Here is a 20,962-nt window from a genome sequence, read left to right on the forward strand (position 1 = left end):
CAACGACGGCGCGCGGGCAGGAGACCGCCCCGAGCGGCCCGGTCCGCCCTCGTCCTACCGACAACACCTGTCCTGATCGAAAGGAACGTGCAGTGACCGAAACATGGGGGAACCGACCATTCCGCGTCGGGGTGGTCGGCGCGGGCAGCGTCGCCGCGCTGCACCTCGACGCGGCCGCCGGCCTGCCCGAGGTCGAGGTCGCCGCGGTCTGCGACGTGCGGCTGCCCGCCGCCGAGCAACTCGCGGCCGGGTTCGGGGCCCGCGCGTACGCCGACCACACCGCGATGTTCGCCGCCGGCGGCCTCGACGGGGTGCTGGTCACCGCGCCGCACTCGCTGCACGCACCGATCACCGTGGACGCCGCCGCAGCCGGGCTGCACGTCCTGGTGGAAAAGCCGATGGCCACCACCCTCGAGGACGGCCAGCGGATGATCGACGCCTGCGCCACCCACGGGGTACGGCTCGCCGTGGGGCACGTGCTGCACTTCCTGCCGACCGTACGCGAGGCGTGGCGGATCCTGCGGTCGGGAAGCCTCGGCCGGCCAGTGGTGATCACCGAGCGGCGTACCGCGCGGTACGAACGCGGATCCCGGCCGGACTGGTTCTTCGACCCGGTGCTCGCCGGCGGCGGCATCCTGATGAACGTCGGCACCCACAGCATCGACAAGGCCCAGTGGCTCGGCGACGCACCCGCCACCAGCGTGCACGGGTACGTCTGGAACCGGCCGGGCGCCGAGGTCGAAACCGAGTCGGTCGGCCTGCTGGAGCTGGCCAACGGGGTACGGGTCGTGCTCTCGGTCACCGGCACCGGCCTGCCGTTCCGGGACGAGACCGAGGTGGTGTGCGAGCACGGCGCGCTGCGGCTGTCCCGGAGCGACGGCCTGTGGACGTACCGGGGGGACGACGCGGTGCAGGTGGTCACGCCCGAGCAGGACGACATCGTAGTGGCGTTCCGGGAGCAGCTGGCGGACTTCGTCGCGAGCTGCCGCGACGGCCGTACGCCGGCGGTCGACGCGGCGTACGGGCAGTCGGTCGTGGCCACCGCGCTCGCGCTGTACGAGTCGGCCCAACGCGTCGACCCCGTACGGATCCCGCGGTTCACCGTGGAGGCGGCGGCATGAGCGGCGTCGACACCGTACCGGCATGGGCGGCGGGCCGGCTCGCGTTCAGCACCCTCGGCTGTGCCGCAGAGCCGGTGGAATCGGTGCTGGAACTGGCCCGGCGTACCGGCTGCCACGGGGTGGAGCTTCGCTGCGCCGAGGGTGAGCCGGTCGCGCCCGACACCCCGGCCGCGACGCTGCGGGAGATCGGGAAGCGGTTCGCGGACGCGGGCGTCGAGCCGATCTGCGTCGCCTCCTACGTGCGCATCGCGGCACCGGACGGAGATCCGGTCACCGACCTGCTCCACCACGTCGAGATCGCCGAGCAACTCGGCGCCCGCTACGTGCGGGTCTTCGGCGGCCGGGACGGGCAGGCCGACCCGCATCCGGCGGCGGTGCGGCGGCTCGGCGAAGTGGCCCGGAGGATCGAGGGTGGGCCGGTGACGGTCCTGCTGGAGACCCACGACGTGTTCTGCTCGGCGCGCGCCGTCGCGGCGGTGCTGGCCGAGGTCGGTTCGCCCGCGGTGGCCGCCCTGTGGGACGCGGTGAACCCGTGGCGGGTGGGGGAGAGCCCCCGAGAGGCGGCCGACGCGCTGGCGCCGTGGCTGCGGCACGTACAGCTCAAGGACGTCCGCGCGACCGACGACCTGGCCCCGGTGCTGCCGGGGCACGGCACGGTCCCGCTTGGCCAGATCCTCACCGAGCTCGACCGCCTCGACTACCGGGCCTGGCTGTCCCTGGAGTGGGAACGGGCCTGGTTCCCGGAGGCGCCGCCGCTGGACGAGGCGCTCGGCGCGTTCCGGGCGGTGCTCGCGGCGCACCAGGCGGCGCAATGACCTCGTTGATCCCGTATCCCGCGGCGATCCGCCAGCACCCCGGTACGCTGCGCGTCGCCGGACCGGTGCCGGTCGCCGCCGGGCCGGAGGCCGAGGGGGTCGCCGACTGGCTCGCGGAGCTGCCCGGGTTCACCCGCGCGGCGGTGTCCGACGCCCCGGTACGCCTGGCCGTCGACGACCGCCTGACCCCGGAGGGCTACCGGCTCACCATCGACGAGCGTGGGGTGGAGATCACCGGAGGGGCACCTGCCGGGGTGTTCTACGGCGCCCAGACGCTGCGCCAGCTGATGCCGGACGGCGGCCGGAGCGTCAGCCTCCCGTACCTCGAGGTCACCGACGCCCCCCGGTTCGGCTGGCGCGGCGCGATGCTCGACGTGGCGCGGCACTTCATGCCCAAGGAGTTCGTGCTGCGCTTCATCGACATGCTCGCGCTGCACAAGCTCAACGTGCTGCACCTGCACCTCACCGACGACCAGGGCTGGCGGCTGGAGATCCCGCGCTACCCGCGGCTGACCGAGATCGGGGCGTGGCGCGCCGCGACCCTGGTCGGACACGCCCGGCAGACTCCCCGCCGCTACGACGGGGTACGGCACGGCGGCTACTACACGCAGCAGGACATCCGGGAAATCGTGGCGTACGCCGCGACGCGGTTCGTCACCGTCGTCCCGGAGATCGAGGGCCCCGGCCACTCGCAGGCGGCGATAGCGGCGTACCCGCAGCTCGGCAACACCCGCCGCCAGCTCGACGTCTGGACCGTCTGGGGGATCAGCGAGCACGTGCTCGACATCTCCGAGACGACGCTCGGGTTCTACCGCGACGTGCTCGACGACGTGATGGCCCTGTTCCCCGGGAACTACGTGCACCTCGGCGGCGACGAGTGCCCCACCGGGCAGTGGCGGGCCAACCCGGCCGCCATGGCGCGCCTGGCCGAGCTGGGACTGCCCGACGAGCGGGCCCTGCTCGGCTGGTACGTGGGGCAGCTCGCCAGCCTCGTCACCGCCCGTGGCCGCCGCCCGGTCTTCTGGTACGACACCGACACCGCGCTGCGGGTGCCGAATGCGATCGCGATGCCGTGGCGGGGCGACGGCGCGGCAACGGCGGCACACCAGGACGGCCACGACGTGGTGCTCGCCTCCCACGAGCACCTCTACCTCGACTACTACCAGAGCCAGGACCAGGACACCGAACCGCTCGCGATCGGCGGGCACACGCCGCTGGAGCGGGTGTACGAGTTCGACGCCGACCGACCCGCCGGGGCGCTCGGCGCCCAGTGCCAACTGTGGACCGAGTACATGCCGCGGCCGCAGGACGTGGAGCGCATGGCGTTTCCCCGGCTCTGTGCGTTCAGCGAGACCGTGTGGTCGACCGCGCCCCGGCACTCCTTCGCCAGCTTCCGCGACCGGCTCACGGCGCACCTGCCCCGCCTCGCCGCGGCGGGCGTGAGGTACCGGCCGCTCGACGCCATCCCATCGCCCCGCACCGAGCCACAGCCATCCCTCAAGGAGGCACCGACCGATGCCCACTTACGCGGGTGACGCCCCGCCGCGCAGCCTGGCCGCCCTCCGGGAGGCCCTCGCGACGCCCAGCCAGGAGGTGGTGGAGAGCCTGGCGCGGGTGGACGGCGACCTGATGCTCCTCGGCGTCGCCGGAAAGCTGGGACCCGAGCTGGCCCTGATGGCGCGGCGCGCCCTGGACCGGGCAGGCCGGCCGGCCCGGGTCATCGGGGTGGCCCGCAATCCCGGGCCCGAGCTGGTCGAGCGGTTGCGCGGCGGGGGCGTGGAGCTGCTGCGCGCCGACCTGCTCGACGACGCGGCGCTCGCCGGCCTGCCCGACGCGGCGAACATCGTCTACCTGGCCGGCCGGAAGTTCGGCACCGACGGCGCCGAGCACCAGACCTGGGCGCTCAACACCTACCTTCCCGGGCGGGTCGCCGAGCGGTTCCGTGACTCGCGGATCGTCGCCTTCTCCACCGGCAACGTCTATCCCCTGATGCCGGTGGTGAGCGGCGGCGCCGACGAGGCGACGCCACCGGGCCCCGTCGGCGAGTACGCACAGTCGTGTCTGGGCCGGGAGCGGGTGTTCGAGCACTTCTCACACCGGTATGGCACCCGGATGGCGATCGTACGGCTGAACTACGCGGTCGAACTCCGGTACGGAGTGCTGTTGGAGATCGCGCGTGCCGTGTATCGGGGCGAGCCCGTCGACCTGCGGATGGGCAACGTCAACGTGATCTGGCAGGGCGACGTCAACGCCGCCACTCTCCGGCTCTTCGAGCACTGCACGGCGCCGCCGTTGGTGCTCAACCTGGCCGGCCCCGAGACCGCGTCCGTGCGCTGGATCGCGCAGCGTTTCGGCGAGCTGTTCGGGGTGCCCCCGGCATTCACCGGGGCAGCGGAGCCCACCGCGTTGCTCTCCAACGCCGCGCGGGCGAACGAGCTGTTCGGCTACCCCAGCGTTCCGCTGCGCACGCTGATCGAGTGGACCGCCGAATGGGTGCTCGGCGGCGGCGAAACCCACGGCAAGGACACCCACTTTCAGGAGCGGGAGGGGCGTTTCTAATGTCGGCAGCACTACCGGTGGACGTCGGCTCGGCGCTGCGCGAGGGCGTCGTCATCCCGGCCCACCCGCTCGCGCTCGACGCCACCGGGCGGCTCGACGAGCGCCGACAGCGCGCGCTGAGCCGGTACTACCTGGAGGCCGGGGCGGGCGGCCTGGCGGTCGGGGTGCACACCACCCAGTTCGCGATCCGGGAGGCCGGGCTACTCGAACCGGTGCTACGGATCGCCGCGGACACCGTGCGGGAGGCGCCACGCGACCGGCCGGTGGTGCTGGTCGCCGGGGTCTCCGGCACCACCGACCAGGCGGTCGCCGAGGCGAAGCTCGCCGCCGACCACGGCTACCACCTCGCCATGGTGATCCTTCGCGGATTGGCGGAGCTGACGGACGACGAACTCATCGCACACATCGCGGCAGTCGGCGAAGTGCTCCCGGTCTTCGGCTTCTACCTCCAGCCCGCGGTCGGCGGCCGGACGCTCGGATACGACTTCTGGGCTCGCCTCGCCGAACTGCCCTGCCTGGCGGCGATCAAGATCGCGCCGTTCGACCGGTACCGCACCCTCGACGTGGTCCGGGCGGTGTGCGAGTCCTCACGAGCGGCGGAGATCGCGCTCTACACCGGCAACGACGACAACATCATCGTCGACCTGCTCACCACGTACCGCTTCCCGGTGAATGGCGGCCATGTCAGCAAGCGGATCGTGGGCGGGCTGCTCGGCCAGTACGCCGTGTGGACCCACCGCGCAGTGGAGCTGTTCGAACGGGCCCGCGAGGCGGCACGGACCGGACAGCTCGACGAGGAACTGCTCACGACGGCCGCGACGTTGACCGACGCCAACGCCGCCGTCTTCGACGTCGCCCACGGCTTCGCCGGCTGCGTCGCCGGCATCCATGAGGTGCTGCGGCGCCAGGGCCTGCTGGACAACGTCCGGCTGCTCGACGAGCAGGAGCGGCTCTCCCCGGGGCAGGCGGCGGAACTTGACCGTGTGATCGGGGCGTACCCCGACCTGCAGGACGACGCGTTCGTCGCCGCGCACCTGGACCGCTGGCTCGACACATAGCAGGAGCAGCCATGATCCTCCCCCACGCACTCCTGGCCGCCGTGCTGGCGGTGGCCTCGGTCCCGCCGGCGGTGCCACCGTCCGGGGCGCACCCGGCGCAGACGCGCACCGCCGCGGTGCCGCAGGAGTTCTTCGACGACTTCAGCTACACCGGTCCCGCGGATCCGGCGTTCGCCGGGTTCGGTTGGACCGCGCGCACCGGCGGTGGCGGGCCCGGGGTGTCGGGTGCCACGTGGAGCGCCGACAACGTCTCCATGGTGGGCTCCGGCGCCGACCGGGTGATGCGGCTCGCCGCCACCAGCCAGGGCACCGGCCAGACGACCACCCAGGCGTCGGTTGCCCAGGGGCAGCGGTTCTTCGAGGGCACGTACGCGACCCGGATCCGGTTCACCGACGCGCCGGAGAGCGGGCCGGACGGCGATCAGGTGGTCCAGACCTTCTACACCATCTCGCAGCTCAACCACCCACTGGATCCGAACTACAGCGAACTCGACTACGAATACGTCCCCAACGGGGGCCTCGGGTCGGCCGGCACCGCGTTGCAGATGGTGACCTGGGAGACGTATCAGGACAGCCCGTGGGATCCCCGGGCGCTCGAAACCGTCCTGTCCCGGAGCCACGACGGATGGCACCTGCTCAAACTCGACGTGACCGGCGGCGAGGTGCGGTACTACATCGACGGCGTGCTGGTCGCCAGTCACGGCGGTGACTACGCCCCCGAGGCGTTCATGTTCCTGAAGTACGCCGTGTGGTTCGCCAACGGTGGCCTGGTCTCCTCGTCGACGTCCCGCAGGTACGTCCTCGACGTCGACTGGGTCTACCACGCCCGGGATTCCTCGCTCACCACCACCGAGGTGCAGTCCGCGGTCGCCGGGTTCCGGGCGGGGGGCATCCCGCGCAGGGACACCCTGGTGCCGCGGACCGTGGTCGCCGCGGATGCACACGTGCGCAGCGGCACGTACGCCGACACGAACTTCGGGCCGGCCACCGCGCTGGAGGTCAAGGACGCCCCCAACGCCGCCGACCCCAACGTGGATCGGTTGACCTACCTGAAGGCCGGCCTACCCGGCGTGCCGGCCAGTTCCGCCCGGCTCCATCTGCACGTCAGTTCGGTCGCTCCGGGGGCCGGTCCGGTCCCGATCGCCGTCCGCGTGCTCACCGACGACAGTTGGTCGGAGTCGACGATCACGTGGAACAACCGGCCCACCGCGGGAGCCACCCTGCTGGGCACGCTGCAGGTGACGGCACCCGGGTGGTACGCGATCGACGTCACCAGTGCCGTGAACAGCAATCTCAACGACGGTCAGATCAGCTTCCGACTCGGTGACGACTCGGTCGCCGATCGGCTGGTGGTCATCGATTCCCGCGAGTACGGCGCGGGCACCGAGCCGTACCTCCTCATCTCCTGACCCCCTGAGAGGAGCACTCCCCGTGTCCCTGATCCGACGCAGGTCGTGGCCATCCGGGCTGGCGCTGTCCGCCGCCGTGCTGGCCGCTCTGCTGCTGCCGCCCGGGCAGCCCGCCTCCGCCGCCGCGCCCTCGGTCACCATCGACTCGCATACCAGCGGCGACGCGGTGCCGGCCGGGACCGTCCGCCTGTCCGGCAGCTACACCGACGCGTACGAACTGAGCATCGTGCTCGACGGACGCACCACCCCGCCGGTGCACACCGTCGACCCGGACGGTGACGACACCGGCACCTGGTACTACGACCTGAACACCACCGGCGTGGACGGTGAGATCGAGGTCGCGGTGCGCGCCAAGCGAACCGACACCCGCTACGGTGTCTGGTCCCCGTTCGTCACGCTGCGGGTGGACAACCCCGCCGCCAACGTCCCGGTCGTGGCGGTGACCAGCCCCGACGACGGCGGCACGGTGCGGCAGCCGACGCCGATCCGCGTCTCGGTCGCCGCGCGCAACGCCGTACGCGAGGTGTCGGTGCGCGTCAACGGCGGCGCCTGGCTGCGGGCGCTCGGGGCGAAGGGCACCTACACCTATCTGTGGGATCCCCGCGAACTCGGCGACGCCATGGCAAGCATCGAGGCCAGAGCGGTCGACGCGTACGGCAACACCGGGTACAGCCCGACCGTCTACGTCAGGGCCGGTAAGGGCGCTGCCGAGCCGGTACGGGTCGGCCCGCAGGACCGGGCGATGTGGATCTGGGAGCGGGCGTCGTACGGCCTGATCCTGAACCCCGGATCCCGCCGGCTGCTCGCGACCACGGCGCGCGACACCGACACCTTCGGCTCGCGGCCGATCACCACCCTCTATGTCGGCGTGGACCGGTACGGCGACCTGGACATGCTCTACGACAAGCGCGCCGAGGTGCGGGACTTCCTGAGCTGGGCCCACGCGCAGGGCTTCACGGTCTACGCCACGATCGCCGGCGGCACCCAACCACCGTTCCTCGGCGGGCTGGAGCGCTACCATCCCCGCGCGGTCCGGGAAATGGAGAAGATCCTCAACTACAACCTCGCCTCCCCGCCGGGGGAACGGTTCGACGGGGTCAACGTGGACATCGAACCCTACATCTATCCCGGGTTCGCGGCCGAGAAGCCGGCCCTGCAACTGCAGTGGCTCGAGGTCCTGGAGCAGATGATCCAGCGCAGGAACGCGGCGGGTTCGTCGCTGGCATTCGGCCCGGCGATCCCGCGCTGGCTGGACGTCAACACGTGCTGCACCGACATCACCTGGAAGGGCGCCACCAAACCGCTCAGCGAACACATCCAGGACCTGACCGACTACATCTCGATCATGGACTACCGGGACACCGCGGAGGGTTCGGTCGGCATCATCGCCCAGGCGCAGTCCGAGATCGCGTACGCCGAGGCGATCGGCAAACCGAACTCGGTGGTGATCGGGGTGGAGACGCTCGACATCGCCTGGAGCGGCGACCCGGAGACCATCACCTTCCGCGAGGAGGGCCGCGCCGTCGCCGAGCGCGAGCTGCGGAAGGTGTACGACGCCTTCGCCGGCAGCCCGGCATTCGGCGGCATCGCGATGCACCACTACGACTCCATCCGCTGGCTGCCGTCGGTGTGGGGACCCAACGCCGAGTACACGCCGATGCCGGCCGACACCGGCCCGCCCACTGCGGTCGGCTCGCCGCCGACGGCGAACACCTTCGACCACCAGAGCATCGACCTCGCCTACGGCCGGGCCTTCGACGACACCGAGGTGGAGCAGTACAACATCTACCGGTCCACCGACCCGGGCTTCACACCCGGCCCGGAGAACCTCGCCGGGCAGTCGCGCGGCCTCAGCTTCACCGACTCCGGACTGCTGCCGGACACCACCTACCACTACCGGGTCGCCGCCGTGGACGTACGCGGCAACGTCGGGCCGGCCTCGCCGCCTGTCTCCGCCACCACCGCCGGCACCGACCTGCGGCCGCTGATCGTCTCCGAGCTGACGGTGACCGCCGCGGGTGGTCCGGCGACCGTGCGGATCCGGGTGACCGACCTGGTCACCGGGAAGCCGGTCGCGGCAGCGGTACATGGCCGGTTCACCAAGATGGCGGGCCGGTACCTGACGATGAACGCGAACTCGGACGGCCAGGCGTCCGGCGCGTCGGAGGCGATCGGCTCCCCGGCCGGCGAGGTGGGCTTCCAACCGCTGCGGATCACCGCCCCGGGCTACTACTGGGCATCCGCTCACGACCGGGCCCGGAACGTGGAGACCAGGTGGCAGACCACGACGCCGGTGACCGCCGACACCTTCGTACGCGCCGGCGCGTACGCGGACACCACCCACGGATCCGCGCGCGAACTGGAGGTCGCTGACCTCCCCGACGCGCACAGCCCGGACGACGACCGGATGGCCTACCTGAAGGCCGGACTCGGCGGCTATCCGGGCACCGCGACTGTCTCCGCCCGGCTGTACTTCCACGTCAGCTCGGTGGCGCCGGGCAGTGGCGCCGTACCGGTGACGGTGCGGGCACTGGCCGACGACTCATGGTCCGAGGAGGGTGTGAGCTGGAACAGCCGCCCGTCCAGCGCGGGCGCAAGCGTGCTCGGGACCGTCCGGGTGGAGCGCCCCGGCTGGTATTCGGTCGACGTCACCGGCGCGGTCAACGCCAACCTGGCCGACGGAGCCCTGACGCTGCGACTCTCCGACGACACGACTGCCGGGCGACCACTCGCCCTGGACAGCCGGGAAAGCGACCAGCAGCCTTACCTGATCATCTACTGACACCGGCGGTTCTGGCGCCCGTCCCTCCCATCGACAGGCGCCAGAACCTTGCCGCGAGCTGAGCACCGTCAGCCCACGGCGGGGGCATCCGCAGCACCGCGCGGCCTGGCGGCGATGGCATCGGCTACGGCAGCTGGCCCAGCCACCCGGTTCGGGCAACCACCATGTCGGTGAGTTCCGCGATCGTGCGCCCGTCGGTGTCGATTCGATGGCCGATCGCGGCTCGTTCCAGCGCCTCCGCCTCGTGCGCCGCCTGGTCGGCGACGCTCAGCAGGTGCGCGGCCGGCTTGCCGACCAGTGGGTCGCCCGGCTGCGGCCAGCTGCCACGACCTTGGCCGCGAAGCATGATCCGGCTGGTCAGCGTGTCACGTCCGGCGTGCAGGCGACACACGGTCACCGTCGATGCGGGCAGCGCGTCGCCGTACCCACCCAGGGTGGCTTCGTCCTCTGCCGGGCCGACCATGACCAAGGCCTGAGCCCCGGCGTCCCGGTAGGTACGCCACAGCGCCGCGAGGTTGCGAGCCTTGAGGCGATGACCGGCGGGCACAGGGCCGCAGAAGCCGATCTGGTCCAGATCGATGTAGGCCGCCGTCAGCCCGGCGCCGAGAACCTTCAGGTAGACCTGGAAACCGATGGTGGACTTGCCGACACCGGTGGCGCCACACAGCCACAGCACGCGCCCACCACGGTCCACGCCGGCTCCGGCGCCGTCCCCGACCGGGTGGCCGTCGACGGGTTCGGCGGCGGACAACGGCCGTTGCGGGTCGCTCAGCACGGGCCAACCGTTGAGGCGGTCACGCACCCGCCGCGCCACGTCGGCCACCGTGAGCCCCGTGGTGTCCACGCAGACCTCGGCAACAGCGCCGGCATCCAGCTGTACCGCCTCCCGCAACGCCTGCGCCAGACCGCCGTCGTGCCCTTGCCGGCCGACGAACCGCTGCGCCAGTTGCTCCTCGTCGGCGCGCAACCGGCAGACCGTCAACGCCACCTGCGTCAGCTCATCGCGGTGTACGCCTGGGCGGGCGTCGACAACACCCGAGACCACCACGCACCGGGCTCCGGCCGCCCGGTACCCGGCGATGACAGCATTGAGATTGCGTGCCTTCATCCGGTGCCGACCGGGATCGCCGGCTGGCTCCGGATAGCACATCCCGAGCTGATCCACATCGACGTAGCCGGTCCGGACACCAGACCGGATCAACTCCGTGTAGATCTCCCAGCCGACCGCGGTCTTGCCGACACCGGGAGGGCCACACAGCCACAGGACAGGAACCACCTCGCCGGTCGCCACCTTCGGGTGGACCGTGTCCCACACCATGGCCAAAGATCCTTGCGTCCACGGTCCGGCCCGTCGAGTCGTTTCCCGAACCTGAAGCCAAGGCGGGAAGTCAGCCGTCGAAGCCGTGAACCCCGAAAGCTCAAGGGGCATACCGTGGTACGAGGCCGGAGTTGATACCGAGGAGCGACGCGAATCCCGCGACCCTCCTCCTACCGTTCGGCGCGTGAAGAAATTTCTCGTGGGTTTCGGGATCCTGCTCGGGCTCTATCTGATCGCTCGTGCGGCCGCCGAGCCGTTCGTGATCAACATGACCGATCCTGCCAGCTACCGGCTGGACTGGGGTGGCCCGAGTCTGGCCGGCGTGCTGCTGGTTCACTGCGGGCCGGGCCTGGTGTCCGCGGCGCTGATCGGGCGGGGGCTGCATTCGTGGTGGCGACGCCGGACGGCAGCGACGCTCAGCCGGGACGGCCGGTGAGGCAACTGTCGGCGAGACCGGCCCCGACTCCGGTTGGGTCAGCTCGGTCAGAAAGCCGACTCCCGGGGCGCCCGGCAGGCAAACGGTACAGCTCACCCTGGCGCAGCGCCGGCATTGGCGCGGAGACTGCGGGTGGCGAGCAGTTGTTACCGTCGCCGCGACGCCGATGACCTCGGCACTGAGGGGGAGGGGGACGCGGTGGGGCTGATGGACAAGCTCCGGGGCGAGTTCGTCGACATCGTGGAGTGGCTGGACGACAGCCGGGACACGATCGTCTGGCGCTTCCCCCGATACCAGAACGAGATCAAGATGGGCGCCCAGCTGGTCGTCCGCGAGTCCCAGGCGGCGGTGTTCGTCAACGAGGGGCAGATCGCCGACGCGTTCGGCCCCGGCACGTACACGCTGGAAACCCGGAACCTGCCCATCCTGTCCACCCTCAAGGGCTGGAAGTACGGGTTCAACTCGCCGTTCAAGGCCGAGGTGTACTTCGTCAATACCCGGCAGTTCACCGACCTGAAGTGGGGCACCCAGAACCCGGTGATCGTGCGGGACGCCGAGTTCGGCGTGGTCCGGCTGCGGGCGTTCGGTGCCTACGCGGCCCGGGTGGTGGACGCGCAGCAGCTCCTGCGGGAGCTGGTCGGCACGGATCCGCAGTTCCGCACCGAGGAGGTGCAGGAATATCTGCGCCAGCTCATCGTGGGGCGGCTCGGCGGTGCGCTGGCCACGGCGGGGGTGCCGCTGCTGGACCTCGCGGCGCACCAGGACGCGATCGGCCGGCGGCTGGCCGCCGTGCTGACCGAGGAACTGGCCGAGGTCGGCATCGCGATCCCCAAGTTCGTCATCGAGAACGTCTCCGTGCCGCCAGAGGTGGAGCGGGCGCTGGACAAGCGGACCGGCATCGGCGCGGTCGGGGACCTGGACCGCTTCACCCGCTACCAGGCGGCCACCGCGCTGGAGGACGCGGCGAAGAACCCGGGCGGCGGCGCGGGCGCCGGCATTGGGCTGGGCATGGGCATGGCCGTGGGCCAGCAGGTGGCCAGGTCCATGTCGGGTAACGCCGGGACGCCGGCGCCGGCTGCCGCGCAGCCGGGTGGCACCGAGCCGCCGCCGCTGCCGAACCAGACCCAGTGGTACGTCGGCGTCGCCGGGCAGCGGCAGGGCCCGTACGACGTCGGTGGCCTGGCCGAGCAGGTGGGTGCGGGCACGCTGGGCCCGGACACGCTGGTGTGGCGCGCCGGCATGGCGCAGTGGCAACCGGCCGGGCAGGTGCCGGAGCTCGCGTCGGTGCTGGCCAGCGTCCCACCGCCGCTGCCGCCGCAATGAGCGAGACGGCTGTTTCTCCTCCGTCGTACCGGTGCGGGGGCTGCGGCGCCCGGGTGGAGTACGCGCCGGGCACGACGGTGCTGCGCTGCCCGTACTGCGGGCACCGACAGCAGATCGCCGGCGCCGGCCGGGAGGTGCGCGAGCACGCGTACGCCGAACTGGCCACGCTGCCCCGCAAGCCGGTGGCCAGCGTCGGCGCGCACACGTTCGTCTGCCCGGGCTGCGGCGCCCGGACCGAGAGCGACGCGCTCGCTCAGCGCTGCCAGTTCTGCGCCACGCCGCTGGTGGCGGACGCCGCGGCGGGCGAGCTGATCGCGCCGGAGGCGGTGCTGCCGTTCACGGTGGACCAGGCCGGCGTGCGTACCGCCCTGGGCCAGTGGTGCCGGAGCCGCTGGTTCGCGCCGAACAGCTTGAAGAAGGTCAGCGAGGCGGAGACGCTCAAGGGCACCTACCTGCCGCACTGGACGTTCGACGCGCGGACCGTCTCGGACTACCAGGGTCAGCGCGGCGAGTACTACTACGTCACCGAGACGTACACGGTGACGGTGAACGGCAGGCAGGAGACGCGGACCCGGCGGGTGCGGCGCACCCGGTGGTACCCGGCGAGCGGCACGGTGCGCCGGGACTTCGACGACGTGCTGGTGCCCGCCACCACCCACCTGCCAGAGAAGCAGCTGGATCAGCTGGCCCCGTGGCCGCTGGCCGAGGCGGTCGCGTATCACGGGGACTACCTGGCCGGCTATCACGCGCTGCGGTACGACACCGAGCCCGAGGCGGGGCTGGCCGAGGCGAAGACCCGGATGGCGCCGGTCATCGATCGGGACTGCCGGTCGGACATCGGCGGCGACGAGCAGCGGGTCACCGCCGTGGACACCACCTACTCGGACGTGACGTACAAGCTGCTCCTGCTGCCGGTGTGGATCGCCGCGTACCTGCACGCCGGCCGGTCGTACCAGGTCCTGGTCAACGCGCGGACCGGGGAGGTCATCGGCGAGCGCCCGTACAGCGCCGCGAAGATCACGGCGGCGGTGCTGGCCGCGTTGGCGCTGGTCGCGGCGATCGTGATGGCCTACCTGATGAGCCGCTGACGCGGTGGTGAGGTCACGCCGTCGGCAGCCAACCGAGGGTCTTCATGGTGGCGATGTCGGTCGCCCGGAGGCCGGCGTCGGAGACGGTCCAGAGGACTCCGTCGACCACCAGTGACCGGCGGATCGGCGCCTGATCCTGGGGACGCCCCGTGGCCAGCGGGTGGTCGACCGTGCCCACCTGGGTGAACCCGCCGTCGCCGACCCGCAGGGCCAGCGCCACGTTGCTCGGCGGACCGGGGCGGGTCACGGCGCCCGCGGCGTGGACGGTCAGCGGGACCACGACGAGGCGTTCGGCCGGCCAGTAGAGGAACGCGTGCGGGTCGAACTCCGCCTCGGAGTGCCCCTGCTTGACGTGATACTGGGCGATCCGGGTCGGCTTGGCCGGGTCGGAGACGTCGAAGAGCGAGAGCTGGGTGCCCTGGACCCGGCCCTGGTCCGACGCCTCCTGCCCGACGCCGAGGAGCCGCCCGTCGCCGGCCGGGTGCAGGTACGCCGAATACCCGGTGATCTTCAGTTCGCCGCTCACCTTCGGCGCCGTCGGATCACGCAGGTCGACGGTGTAGAGCGGGTCGGTCTGCCGGAAGGTGACCACGTATCCGGTGCTGCCGGCGAACCGTACCGCGTGGATGCGTTCTCCCTTGCCCAGTCCGGTGACCTTGCCGACCTGCTTCAGGGTCGTGCCGTCGGCGCGCAGGACGTACACGCTGGAGGTCGAGTTGGGCTTGGCGCCCCAGGTGCGGCCGCTGGTGGTGGCCACCCGCAGGTGCTCGTCCCACTCCGACATGGCGTACTGGTTGATCAGCCAGCCCGGTACGGACGCGGCGGCGACGTACCGCGGAGCGCCCGCGCCGGAGGTGTCGAACTGGTAGATCTCGGTGGTCTCGTCCTTCGGATCGGGTGCACGGTTGCCCGTGGTCAGCATCGGCAGCACCCGCCAGCGCTGGTCGTTGGCGACGTACAGCCGGGATGCGGTGCTGTAGACGGTGTCGCCATCGGCGAGCACGGTGACCGGGTCGCCGGCGCCGAGGGTGGCCGCAGCCAGGTCGAAGCTGAGCACGGTCACCAGGGACGTGCCGGAGTAGCTGGCCGGCCGGCTCACCCGGTCGCAGCCGACCCGTCCGGTGCTGGTCCGCCCGCCGGCGGTGACCTCGTACCGGGGCAGCCAGTCGTCGGCGGTGGCGTCGTCGATGATCTGGCGGTTGGTGGCGGTGCGCTGCTCGTCGGTGACCTTCTCGCGGTAGGGGAAGGTCAGTCGGGGCGCGGAGCGGACCACGACACGGATCCTCGTACCCACCTGGCGGGCGTCCACCAGGTTGCCGTCGATGCGGTACTCGCCGATGATCTTCGGCGTGCCGGAGAGGTCCACCATGATCAGGCGGGGACCGACGATGTCCTCCGGCGTCGGGGCGGAGCGACCGTCTGCCGGCATGGCACGGCCGCCGGGGACGGCGGGCTTCGCCATCGGGGCCCACCCTTCGCGCAGCAGCAGCAGCGCCCGGTCGCCCTGTAGCAGCAGGCTGGCGTCGGCGCCGCCGAACCCATCGGGCGTCAGGTCCAGTTCCCCAACAACGCGGCGGTCCGCCGGATCGATCACGTACAGCTTGCCCCGGTTGACGGTGACGATCCGCTTGCCGTCGGTCTTGACCAGGTCCGGCTCGTCGACCCCGGCCTCGTGGGTGTTGGTACCCGAGTAGTCGGCGGTGCCGGCCCCGGGTGCGGCGTCTGCTTGCTTCGCTGCGGCCGGTGCTCCGGCGGCCTGTTCCGCGCCGCCCAAGGTACGGATGTCCCGGTTCGGCCCGAAACCCCAGGGCCCGACGTACGCCTTGGCCGCCGTCTTCAGCTGCTGCAGCGCCTCTGTGCAGGAGCGGTAGGCGACCAGCCGGAACTCGCCGGCCGGCACACCCCGGTCACGTGGTGGGGCGCTGGCCGGCTCCGCAGTGCAGCCGGCCACCAGGGACAGGCCGACGACCAGGACCACTGGCACGACTCGAGCCCGAGTCATGACGCGGAGGACGCCGGTGGCGGCGGTGCGCTGGGGTACGTGGACGCTGCTGTCCGTCATGGGTCCTACGACGTGGCTGTCCCGGGCTGGGTTCCCGCCGAACTGCGCCCGTTCGCCGCGGTATCCGGCGCGACGGCGTCGGGGAGAAGGTCGCACAGGTCACCGACCGACCGCGGTGTCGGGCTTGACCTGCGGCGGCACGATAGCGTCGGGGCGATGCTCACGCCCACCGAACCAGCCGCCCTGACCACTGCCGAACGCGCGATCGATGACCGCTTCCGCGCGATCCTGGCCCGGCTGCCCCGGCGCGGACCGGTCGGCTGGCTGATCGAGTTCGCGGTCTTCGGGCTCAAACAGGCCTGGGCATGCGTGTTCGGTGGGGCGATGCTGGCGGTCATCTTCGCGGCGCATCTCTGGTACCCGAAGGACGCGGCATTCGCTCGCAACGACTTCCTGACGCTCGCCGCGGTCGCCATCCAGATCGCGATGGTGGCCGGGCGCCTGGAAACCCTGCGTGAGTTGCGGGTGGTGGTCCTGTTCCATGTCGTCGGCACGGTCATGGAGTTGTTCAAGACGCACATCGGCTCGTGGTCCTACGAGCCCGACGGGGTGCTGCGGCTCGGCGCGGTGCCCCTCTTCAGCGGATTCATGTATGCCGCGGTCGGCTCCTACCTGGTCCGGGTCAACCGGCTGTTCGACCTGCGTTTCGTGCGCTACCCGAGGCGCTGGGCGACCGCTGTCGTGGCCGCCGCCATCTATGCCAACTTCTTCACCAACCACTACGTCCCGGACATCCGGTGGCTGCTCATCGCTGTCGTCGCCCTCGTGTTCGGGCGCTGTGTCATGCAGTTCCGCATCTTCCGGTTCCGGTGGCGCATGCCGCTCCTGTTGGCCTTCCTGCTCGTCGCTTTCTTCATCTGGCTCGCCGAGAACATCGCCACCTGGTCGAATGCCTGGCTCTATCCCAGCCAGGTGGGCGGTTGGCACCCGGTTTCACCGGCGAAGCTCGCGTCGTGGTTCCTCCTCATGATCATCTCGGTCGTGCTGGTCACGTGGATCTCGCCGCCGCAGCCGCCAGTGGACCCGCAGCCGGACGCAGCGATGGACGCGGACGAGGCGGTGTCATCGAACAGCCTCAGGTCTTGACGGTCGCCCGCCGAACGCCCAGTTGTGCACCTCGATGTCGGCGTATCGGTCCGCGGTGAGGACGGCGCGCGCCTGGTCCGGGGCCGGTGCCCGGACCAGCGCCGCGGTGCCCAGCCAGGTGGCGCCGTCGTCGGACAGCAGCGGCCCGTACGCGATCAGGTCCTCCCGGTCGGGCGGCGCGGCGAGGTCGGTGGCCTGCCCCGCGCCGAGGCCGAGCACCAGGTACCGGTTGCCGCCGGTCCGGCCGCCGGGGAAGTCCCACATGGTGCGCCCCAGCGTGTTGCGCCACCGGCGCAGCAGCACGTCCCGGTATGCGCCGGCCTGGTAGTTGGGCTCGTCGAAGGCGAACGCCCGGGCGGCGGCGGGATCGGGCAGGTCGACGATGTGCACGCTGCCGGTGGGCGTGTCGCCGTCGTCGGCGAAGGTCGGACCGCGGGCGATCATCTCCGCCGCGTACCGGTCCATGTAGGACCAGTGCTCTTCCAGTAGTTGGCGGCGCAGTGCCACGGAGCCGGGCCGGTCGCGGTGGTAGCAGAAGAACTCCATGCACCTAATCCTGACCGCCCTGCCGGACGCCGTCGGCACGGGGTGGTCAGGTGACGAATCGTCCGACGTTAATGCGGGCCGAGTATAGTAAGACGTCAATGCTAATTCGACAATATGTTGGGCTTGTGAGTCACCTCGCGTCGTGAGCTCTGGTAGCCGAATGTGTTGTTTGCTTGACTGTGCGCCAGTGCCGTGGAGGAGTCGCGGCGTGACTGGAGGCTGTGCCGCGTGAGCAAACCGGATCCGGAAAACGCAGTCGGGAACGTGCACGAGGTGCTCGACCGGCCGCTGTTCAACCCGGTGTTGAAAGTGACGGTCGGCGAAGGAAAGCTCGACTACGAGGTATATCTGCGCACCGCCGATCTGCTGCGGCTACAGACACCCAGGTCGGAGCTTGTCCATGCGGACGAACTCATGTTCCAGATCGTGCATCAGGCGCAGGAACTCTGGCTGAAACTCCTCGCCCACGAGGTGGCCGAGGTCGTCGACGAGCTCGATGGTGATCGCCTGTGGGAGGCGGCGGCTCGGCTGGACCGGGCGGTGCGGATCACCCACTGCCTGTCGAACGAGCTGCGGGTGCTGGAGACGCTCGCACCCGACACCTACCAGGTGATCCGCCGGCATCTCGGCAACGGCAGCGGGCAGGAGTCCCCCGGCTACAACGCCGTACGGGTGGCGGCGTCGTACGCCGCCGCGGCGCTGGACGGGCTCCTCGCGCGCCACGAGGTCGCGCTCGCCGAGGTCTACGCAGGTGCCCGGCCGGAATTGAAGCGAGTCTGCGAACTCCTCGTCGACCTGGACGAGGGCTATCAGACGTGGCTGTTCACCCATTACATGCTGGTGCGCCGGACGATCGGGGTGGGCCGGGACGTCGCGGCGCTGGACGGAATGCCCACCCAGATTCTCGTCGGTCGGATGACCCAGCCGCTGTTCCGCTCACTCTGGGCGGTCCGCAACCAGCTCACCGCCGAGTGGCGGCGGGAGGGTGGCCTGGTGCCCGGAGCGGATCGCCGCGAAGCGCGGGTGCCGGCGTGACCTCGCGACTGCGGCACCACTTTCCCGTACTCGAGAACTGCGTGTACCTGAACAGCAACTCCACCGGAGCGGTGCCCCGCGGGGCCGAACCCGTGCTGCGCCGGTACTGGGAGACGCTGTGCGCCTGGCGCGACGACGTGTGGGACGAGTGGCTCGGCGACCTGCGGGCCTACGGCGACGCCGTGGCACGGTTCATCGGCGGCCCCCCAGGCAGCGTGGTCACCGACGCCAACGTCAGCACCCTGCTGGGCCGCATCGCCTCCTGCTTCGACTACCGCCCGCCCCGCAACCGGGTGGTCACGACGCACCTGGAATTCCCCACGGTGCCGTTCATCTGGCGTGCGTTCGGCCGGTACGGCGCCCGACTCGACGTCGTCGGCGCCGACGCGCCCGGATTCGACGAAGATGCCCTGGAGCGGCGGATCGACGAACGTACGCTGCTGGTGTGCGTGCCGCACGCCAGCTACGCCACCGGCGCGATGATCGACCTTCCCCGGCTCGTCAAACGCGCACACGACGTTGGCGCACTCGTCGTCGTCGACGCCTTCCAGACCATCGGCACGGTCCCCTTCGACGTGGCGGCGCTCGATGTCGACTTCGTCCTCGGCGGCGCCCACAAATGGCTCTGCGGAGTCGGCACCGCGTTCCTGTACGTCCGTCCCGACCTGCTACCCGCCCTGCGACCGGCGGCGACGGGATGGTTCGCCGGCGACGCCGCGCTGACCTTCCGACCGTCGTCGGACTTGGCCGGCGACGCCCGCCGGTTCGCCGGTGGAACACCGTTCCCACTCAGCGCCCAGATCTCCAGAGTCGGGCTGGACCTGCTGGCCGGCGTCGGCATCGACACCATCCGCGAGCACTCACTGAAGTGCACCGATCGGATACTGCACCGCGCCGCGGCCGCTGGCATCCCGGCGCTCGGCCCCACCACGCCCGCACAACGGGGCGGCGTCATCTGCCTCGCCGTCCCTGACGGTGAGGCGGTCAAACGCGGCCTCGCCCGGCGGCAGATGATCTGCAGCTGGCGAGGGGGCCTCCGGGTGGCTCCGCACATCTACAACACCATCGACGAGGTCGACGCGTTCATGGACGCGCTCGAACTGGAGCTTCAGCAGGCCGGACGATGACCGCCACGCCGCTGTCCCCGCGAGCGCTCATGAGCCTGCTCGCCAACGGCGTCAAGGCCATGGACGTGCTGGAGACCGCCCTTGACCTCGGGCTGCTCGACGCTCTGGAACGAGGCCCGGTACGCCTAGGGCAGCTCAGCGTCCGCTTCGACCTGCGACCCGACCGGCTCTACAAGCTCCTCGACTGCCTGGAGAGCCTCGGTTTCGTGCACCGCGACGAGCGGACCGACGACATCAACGACGCCGAGTACCGCGCCGTCCCGGGGCTCCAGGACGCCGCCGTCGCGGTAGTCGGACCCGACGCGATCGAACGCGACCGCGACAAGTACCCGTGGCGACACCTGCACGGCAGGCTGGCGGACACCCTCCGCGGACGGCTCAGCATCACCGAGGACGACTTCGCCTGGCCGCCGAAGACGGCCGCGCAGATCGCCGGCTTCGAGCAGAGCATGGCCGCCGGTCTGGGCCCGATCATCGAGGCGTTCCGCACCCACGCACCCCGGCTCTGGCCCGACCGTCACCGGCTGCTGGACGTCGGAGGCGGCGACGGCACCCTCGCCACGCACCTGCTCACCGATACGCCCGGCCTGACCATCGACGTCTACAACCTGCCCGCAGTCCAGCCCCTCGTGGACGAGACCCGCGCGCGGTCCGGCCACGGGCCTCGGCTCGGGTTCGTCGGCGGGGACTTCCTCACCGAACCGCTACCCACCGGCTACGACGCCATGGCGTTCGTCCGCGTCCTGCACGACTGGCCGGCAGGCACCGCCCACCGCCTGATCGAGCAGGCCTACCACGCGCTGCCGGCCCGCGGCCGCCTGCTGATCTGCGAGGAGTTCCGCACCTCGGAGCGGCTGGCCATGCAGTTCTTCTGGTCCTACTTCCTGATCGGCGTCGACAGTTGCGCCAGCCGCCTGCGGGAGATCACCTTCTACACGAGCGCGCTGCGGCGGGCCGGATTCCACGAGATCGAGGTGCTACCCGGCCCGTTCGAACTGATCTCGGCGCGCAAGCCGTGACCGGGATCATGGCTGGGGGTCGAGGTCGAGGCGGCGGGTGAACGGGTGACGGGCCGGCCGCAGTCGGCGCCGCCGCGGTGGTGACTGTGGTCAGTGGCTTCCCTGCCAAGTGGTCCCGCTTACTTGTTCGACTGAAGGAAACTTCCGCTCGACCTCTTGCGCGTGCCAATGCTTGCCG

General features: G+C 71.1%; 17 protein-coding genes. 14 read left to right on the forward strand and 3 right to left on the reverse strand.

Annotated features, from left to right (window positions below):
• The first annotated feature begins 92 nt into the window (after positions 1-92).
• The 7 genes from FXF52_RS20770 to FXF52_RS20800 are packed head-to-tail and all read left to right on the forward strand — an operon-like array spanning position 93 to position 9,744.
• Complete coding sequence (locus FXF52_RS20770; protein WP_148799064.1) at positions 93-1,121, forward strand: Gfo/Idh/MocA family protein; 1,029 nt, start codon at positions 93-95, stop codon at positions 1,119-1,121.
• The gene (locus FXF52_RS20775; protein WP_148799066.1) at positions 1,118-1,936 is read left to right on the forward strand and encodes a sugar phosphate isomerase/epimerase; all 819 of its coding nucleotides are present in this window, start codon (positions 1,118-1,120) and stop codon (positions 1,934-1,936) included. Before FXF52_RS20770 ends, FXF52_RS20775 begins: the two co-directional genes overlap by 4 nt.
• Complete coding sequence (locus tag FXF52_RS20780; RefSeq protein ID WP_148799069.1) at positions 1,933-3,471, forward strand: beta-N-acetylhexosaminidase; 1,539 nt, start codon at positions 1,933-1,935, stop codon at positions 3,469-3,471. The genes FXF52_RS20775 and FXF52_RS20780 overlap by 4 nt, the downstream gene beginning before the upstream one ends.
• Positions 3,452-4,495 carry an NAD(P)-dependent oxidoreductase gene (locus tag FXF52_RS20785; RefSeq protein ID WP_148799070.1) on the forward strand — a complete coding sequence of 348 codons (1,044 nt, stop codon included), beginning with the start codon at positions 3,452-3,454 and terminating at the stop codon, positions 4,493-4,495. Before FXF52_RS20780 ends, FXF52_RS20785 begins: the two co-directional genes overlap by 20 nt.
• Positions 4,495-5,553, forward strand: a complete 1,059-nt coding sequence (locus tag FXF52_RS20790) for a dihydrodipicolinate synthase family protein (RefSeq protein WP_148799072.1) — start codon at positions 4,495-4,497, stop codon at positions 5,551-5,553. Before FXF52_RS20785 ends, FXF52_RS20790 begins: the two co-directional genes overlap by 1 nt.
• 11 nt (positions 5,554-5,564) lie before the next feature.
• Positions 5,565-6,962, forward strand: a complete 1,398-nt coding sequence (locus FXF52_RS41730; protein ID WP_187413606.1) for a DNRLRE domain-containing protein — start codon at positions 5,565-5,567, stop codon at positions 6,960-6,962.
• 22 nt (positions 6,963-6,984) lie between these two features.
• A complete protein-coding gene (locus FXF52_RS20800) occupies positions 6,985-9,744 on the forward strand; it encodes a DNRLRE domain-containing protein (RefSeq protein WP_187413607.1) in 2,760 nt (919 codons plus the stop codon).
• 124 nt (positions 9,745-9,868) lie between these two features.
• Here FXF52_RS20800 and FXF52_RS20805 read toward each other — a convergent pair whose 3' ends face one another.
• The gene (locus FXF52_RS20805; protein WP_222870595.1) at positions 9,869-11,035 is read right to left on the reverse strand and encodes an AAA family ATPase; all 1,167 of its coding nucleotides are present in this window, start codon (positions 11,033-11,035) and stop codon (positions 9,869-9,871) included.
• 211 nt (positions 11,036-11,246) lie between these two features.
• Here FXF52_RS20805 and FXF52_RS20810 point away from each other — a divergent pair, with 211 nt between their 5' ends.
• The 3 genes from FXF52_RS20810 (at position 11,247) to FXF52_RS20820 (ending at position 13,909) form a co-directional block, all read left to right on the forward strand.
• The gene (locus FXF52_RS20810; RefSeq protein ID WP_148799075.1) at positions 11,247-11,498 is read left to right on the forward strand and encodes a hypothetical protein; all 252 of its coding nucleotides are present in this window, start codon (positions 11,247-11,249) and stop codon (positions 11,496-11,498) included.
• A 198-nt stretch (positions 11,499-11,696) separates the two neighbouring features.
• Complete coding sequence (locus FXF52_RS20815) at positions 11,697-12,821, forward strand: SPFH domain-containing protein (RefSeq protein WP_148799113.1); 1,125 nt, start codon at positions 11,697-11,699, stop codon at positions 12,819-12,821.
• Between the two features lie 53 nt (positions 12,822-12,874).
• The gene (locus tag FXF52_RS20820; protein WP_255472174.1) at positions 12,875-13,909 is read left to right on the forward strand and encodes a hypothetical protein; all 1,035 of its coding nucleotides are present in this window, start codon (positions 12,875-12,877) and stop codon (positions 13,907-13,909) included.
• Positions 13,910-13,922: 13 nt separating this feature from the next.
• Here the strand turns inward: FXF52_RS20820 and FXF52_RS20825 are convergent, their stop codons facing one another.
• Entirely contained in the window at positions 13,923-15,911 is a 1,989-nt protein-coding gene (locus tag FXF52_RS20825) for a beta-propeller domain-containing protein (RefSeq protein ID WP_187413608.1), read from the reverse strand.
• 216 nt (positions 15,912-16,127) lie between these two features.
• On the opposite strand from FXF52_RS20825, the gene FXF52_RS20830 reads away from it, so the two are divergent.
• A complete protein-coding gene (locus tag FXF52_RS20830) occupies positions 16,128-17,057 on the forward strand; it encodes a DUF817 domain-containing protein (RefSeq protein WP_148799080.1) in 930 nt (309 codons plus the stop codon).
• On the opposite strand, the gene FXF52_RS20835 is transcribed toward FXF52_RS20830, so the two are convergent.
• Complete coding sequence (locus tag FXF52_RS20835; protein ID WP_148799082.1) at positions 17,034-17,603, reverse strand: YciI family protein; 570 nt, start codon at positions 17,601-17,603, stop codon at positions 17,034-17,036. The two genes, FXF52_RS20830 and FXF52_RS20835, sit on opposite strands and share 24 nt — an antisense overlap.
• Positions 17,604-17,831: 228 nt before the next feature.
• On the opposite strand from FXF52_RS20835, the gene FXF52_RS20840 reads away from it, so the two are divergent.
• Genes FXF52_RS20840 through FXF52_RS20850 form a run of 3 tightly spaced genes read left to right on the forward strand, consistent with a single transcriptional unit; the run spans position 17,832 to position 20,784 of the window.
• Positions 17,832-18,638, forward strand: coding sequence for a tryptophan 2,3-dioxygenase family protein (locus FXF52_RS20840; protein WP_222870596.1), 807 nt, complete (start codon positions 17,832-17,834; stop codon positions 18,636-18,638).
• A complete protein-coding gene (locus FXF52_RS20845) occupies positions 18,635-19,765 on the forward strand; it encodes an aminotransferase class V-fold PLP-dependent enzyme (protein ID WP_255472177.1) in 1,131 nt (376 codons plus the stop codon). Before FXF52_RS20840 ends, FXF52_RS20845 begins: the two co-directional genes overlap by 4 nt.
• Positions 19,762-20,784 (forward strand): methyltransferase, encoded by a 1,023-nt coding sequence (locus FXF52_RS20850; protein ID WP_148799086.1) that lies wholly within the window; start codon positions 19,762-19,764, stop codon positions 20,782-20,784. The genes FXF52_RS20845 and FXF52_RS20850 overlap by 4 nt, the downstream gene beginning before the upstream one ends.
• Positions 20,785-20,962: the final 178 nt, after the last annotated feature.

The organism is Micromonospora sp. MP36 (genome assembly GCF_008119785.1).
In the GTDB taxonomy this organism is placed as follows: domain Bacteria; phylum Actinomycetota; class Actinomycetes; order Mycobacteriales; family Micromonosporaceae; genus Micromonospora.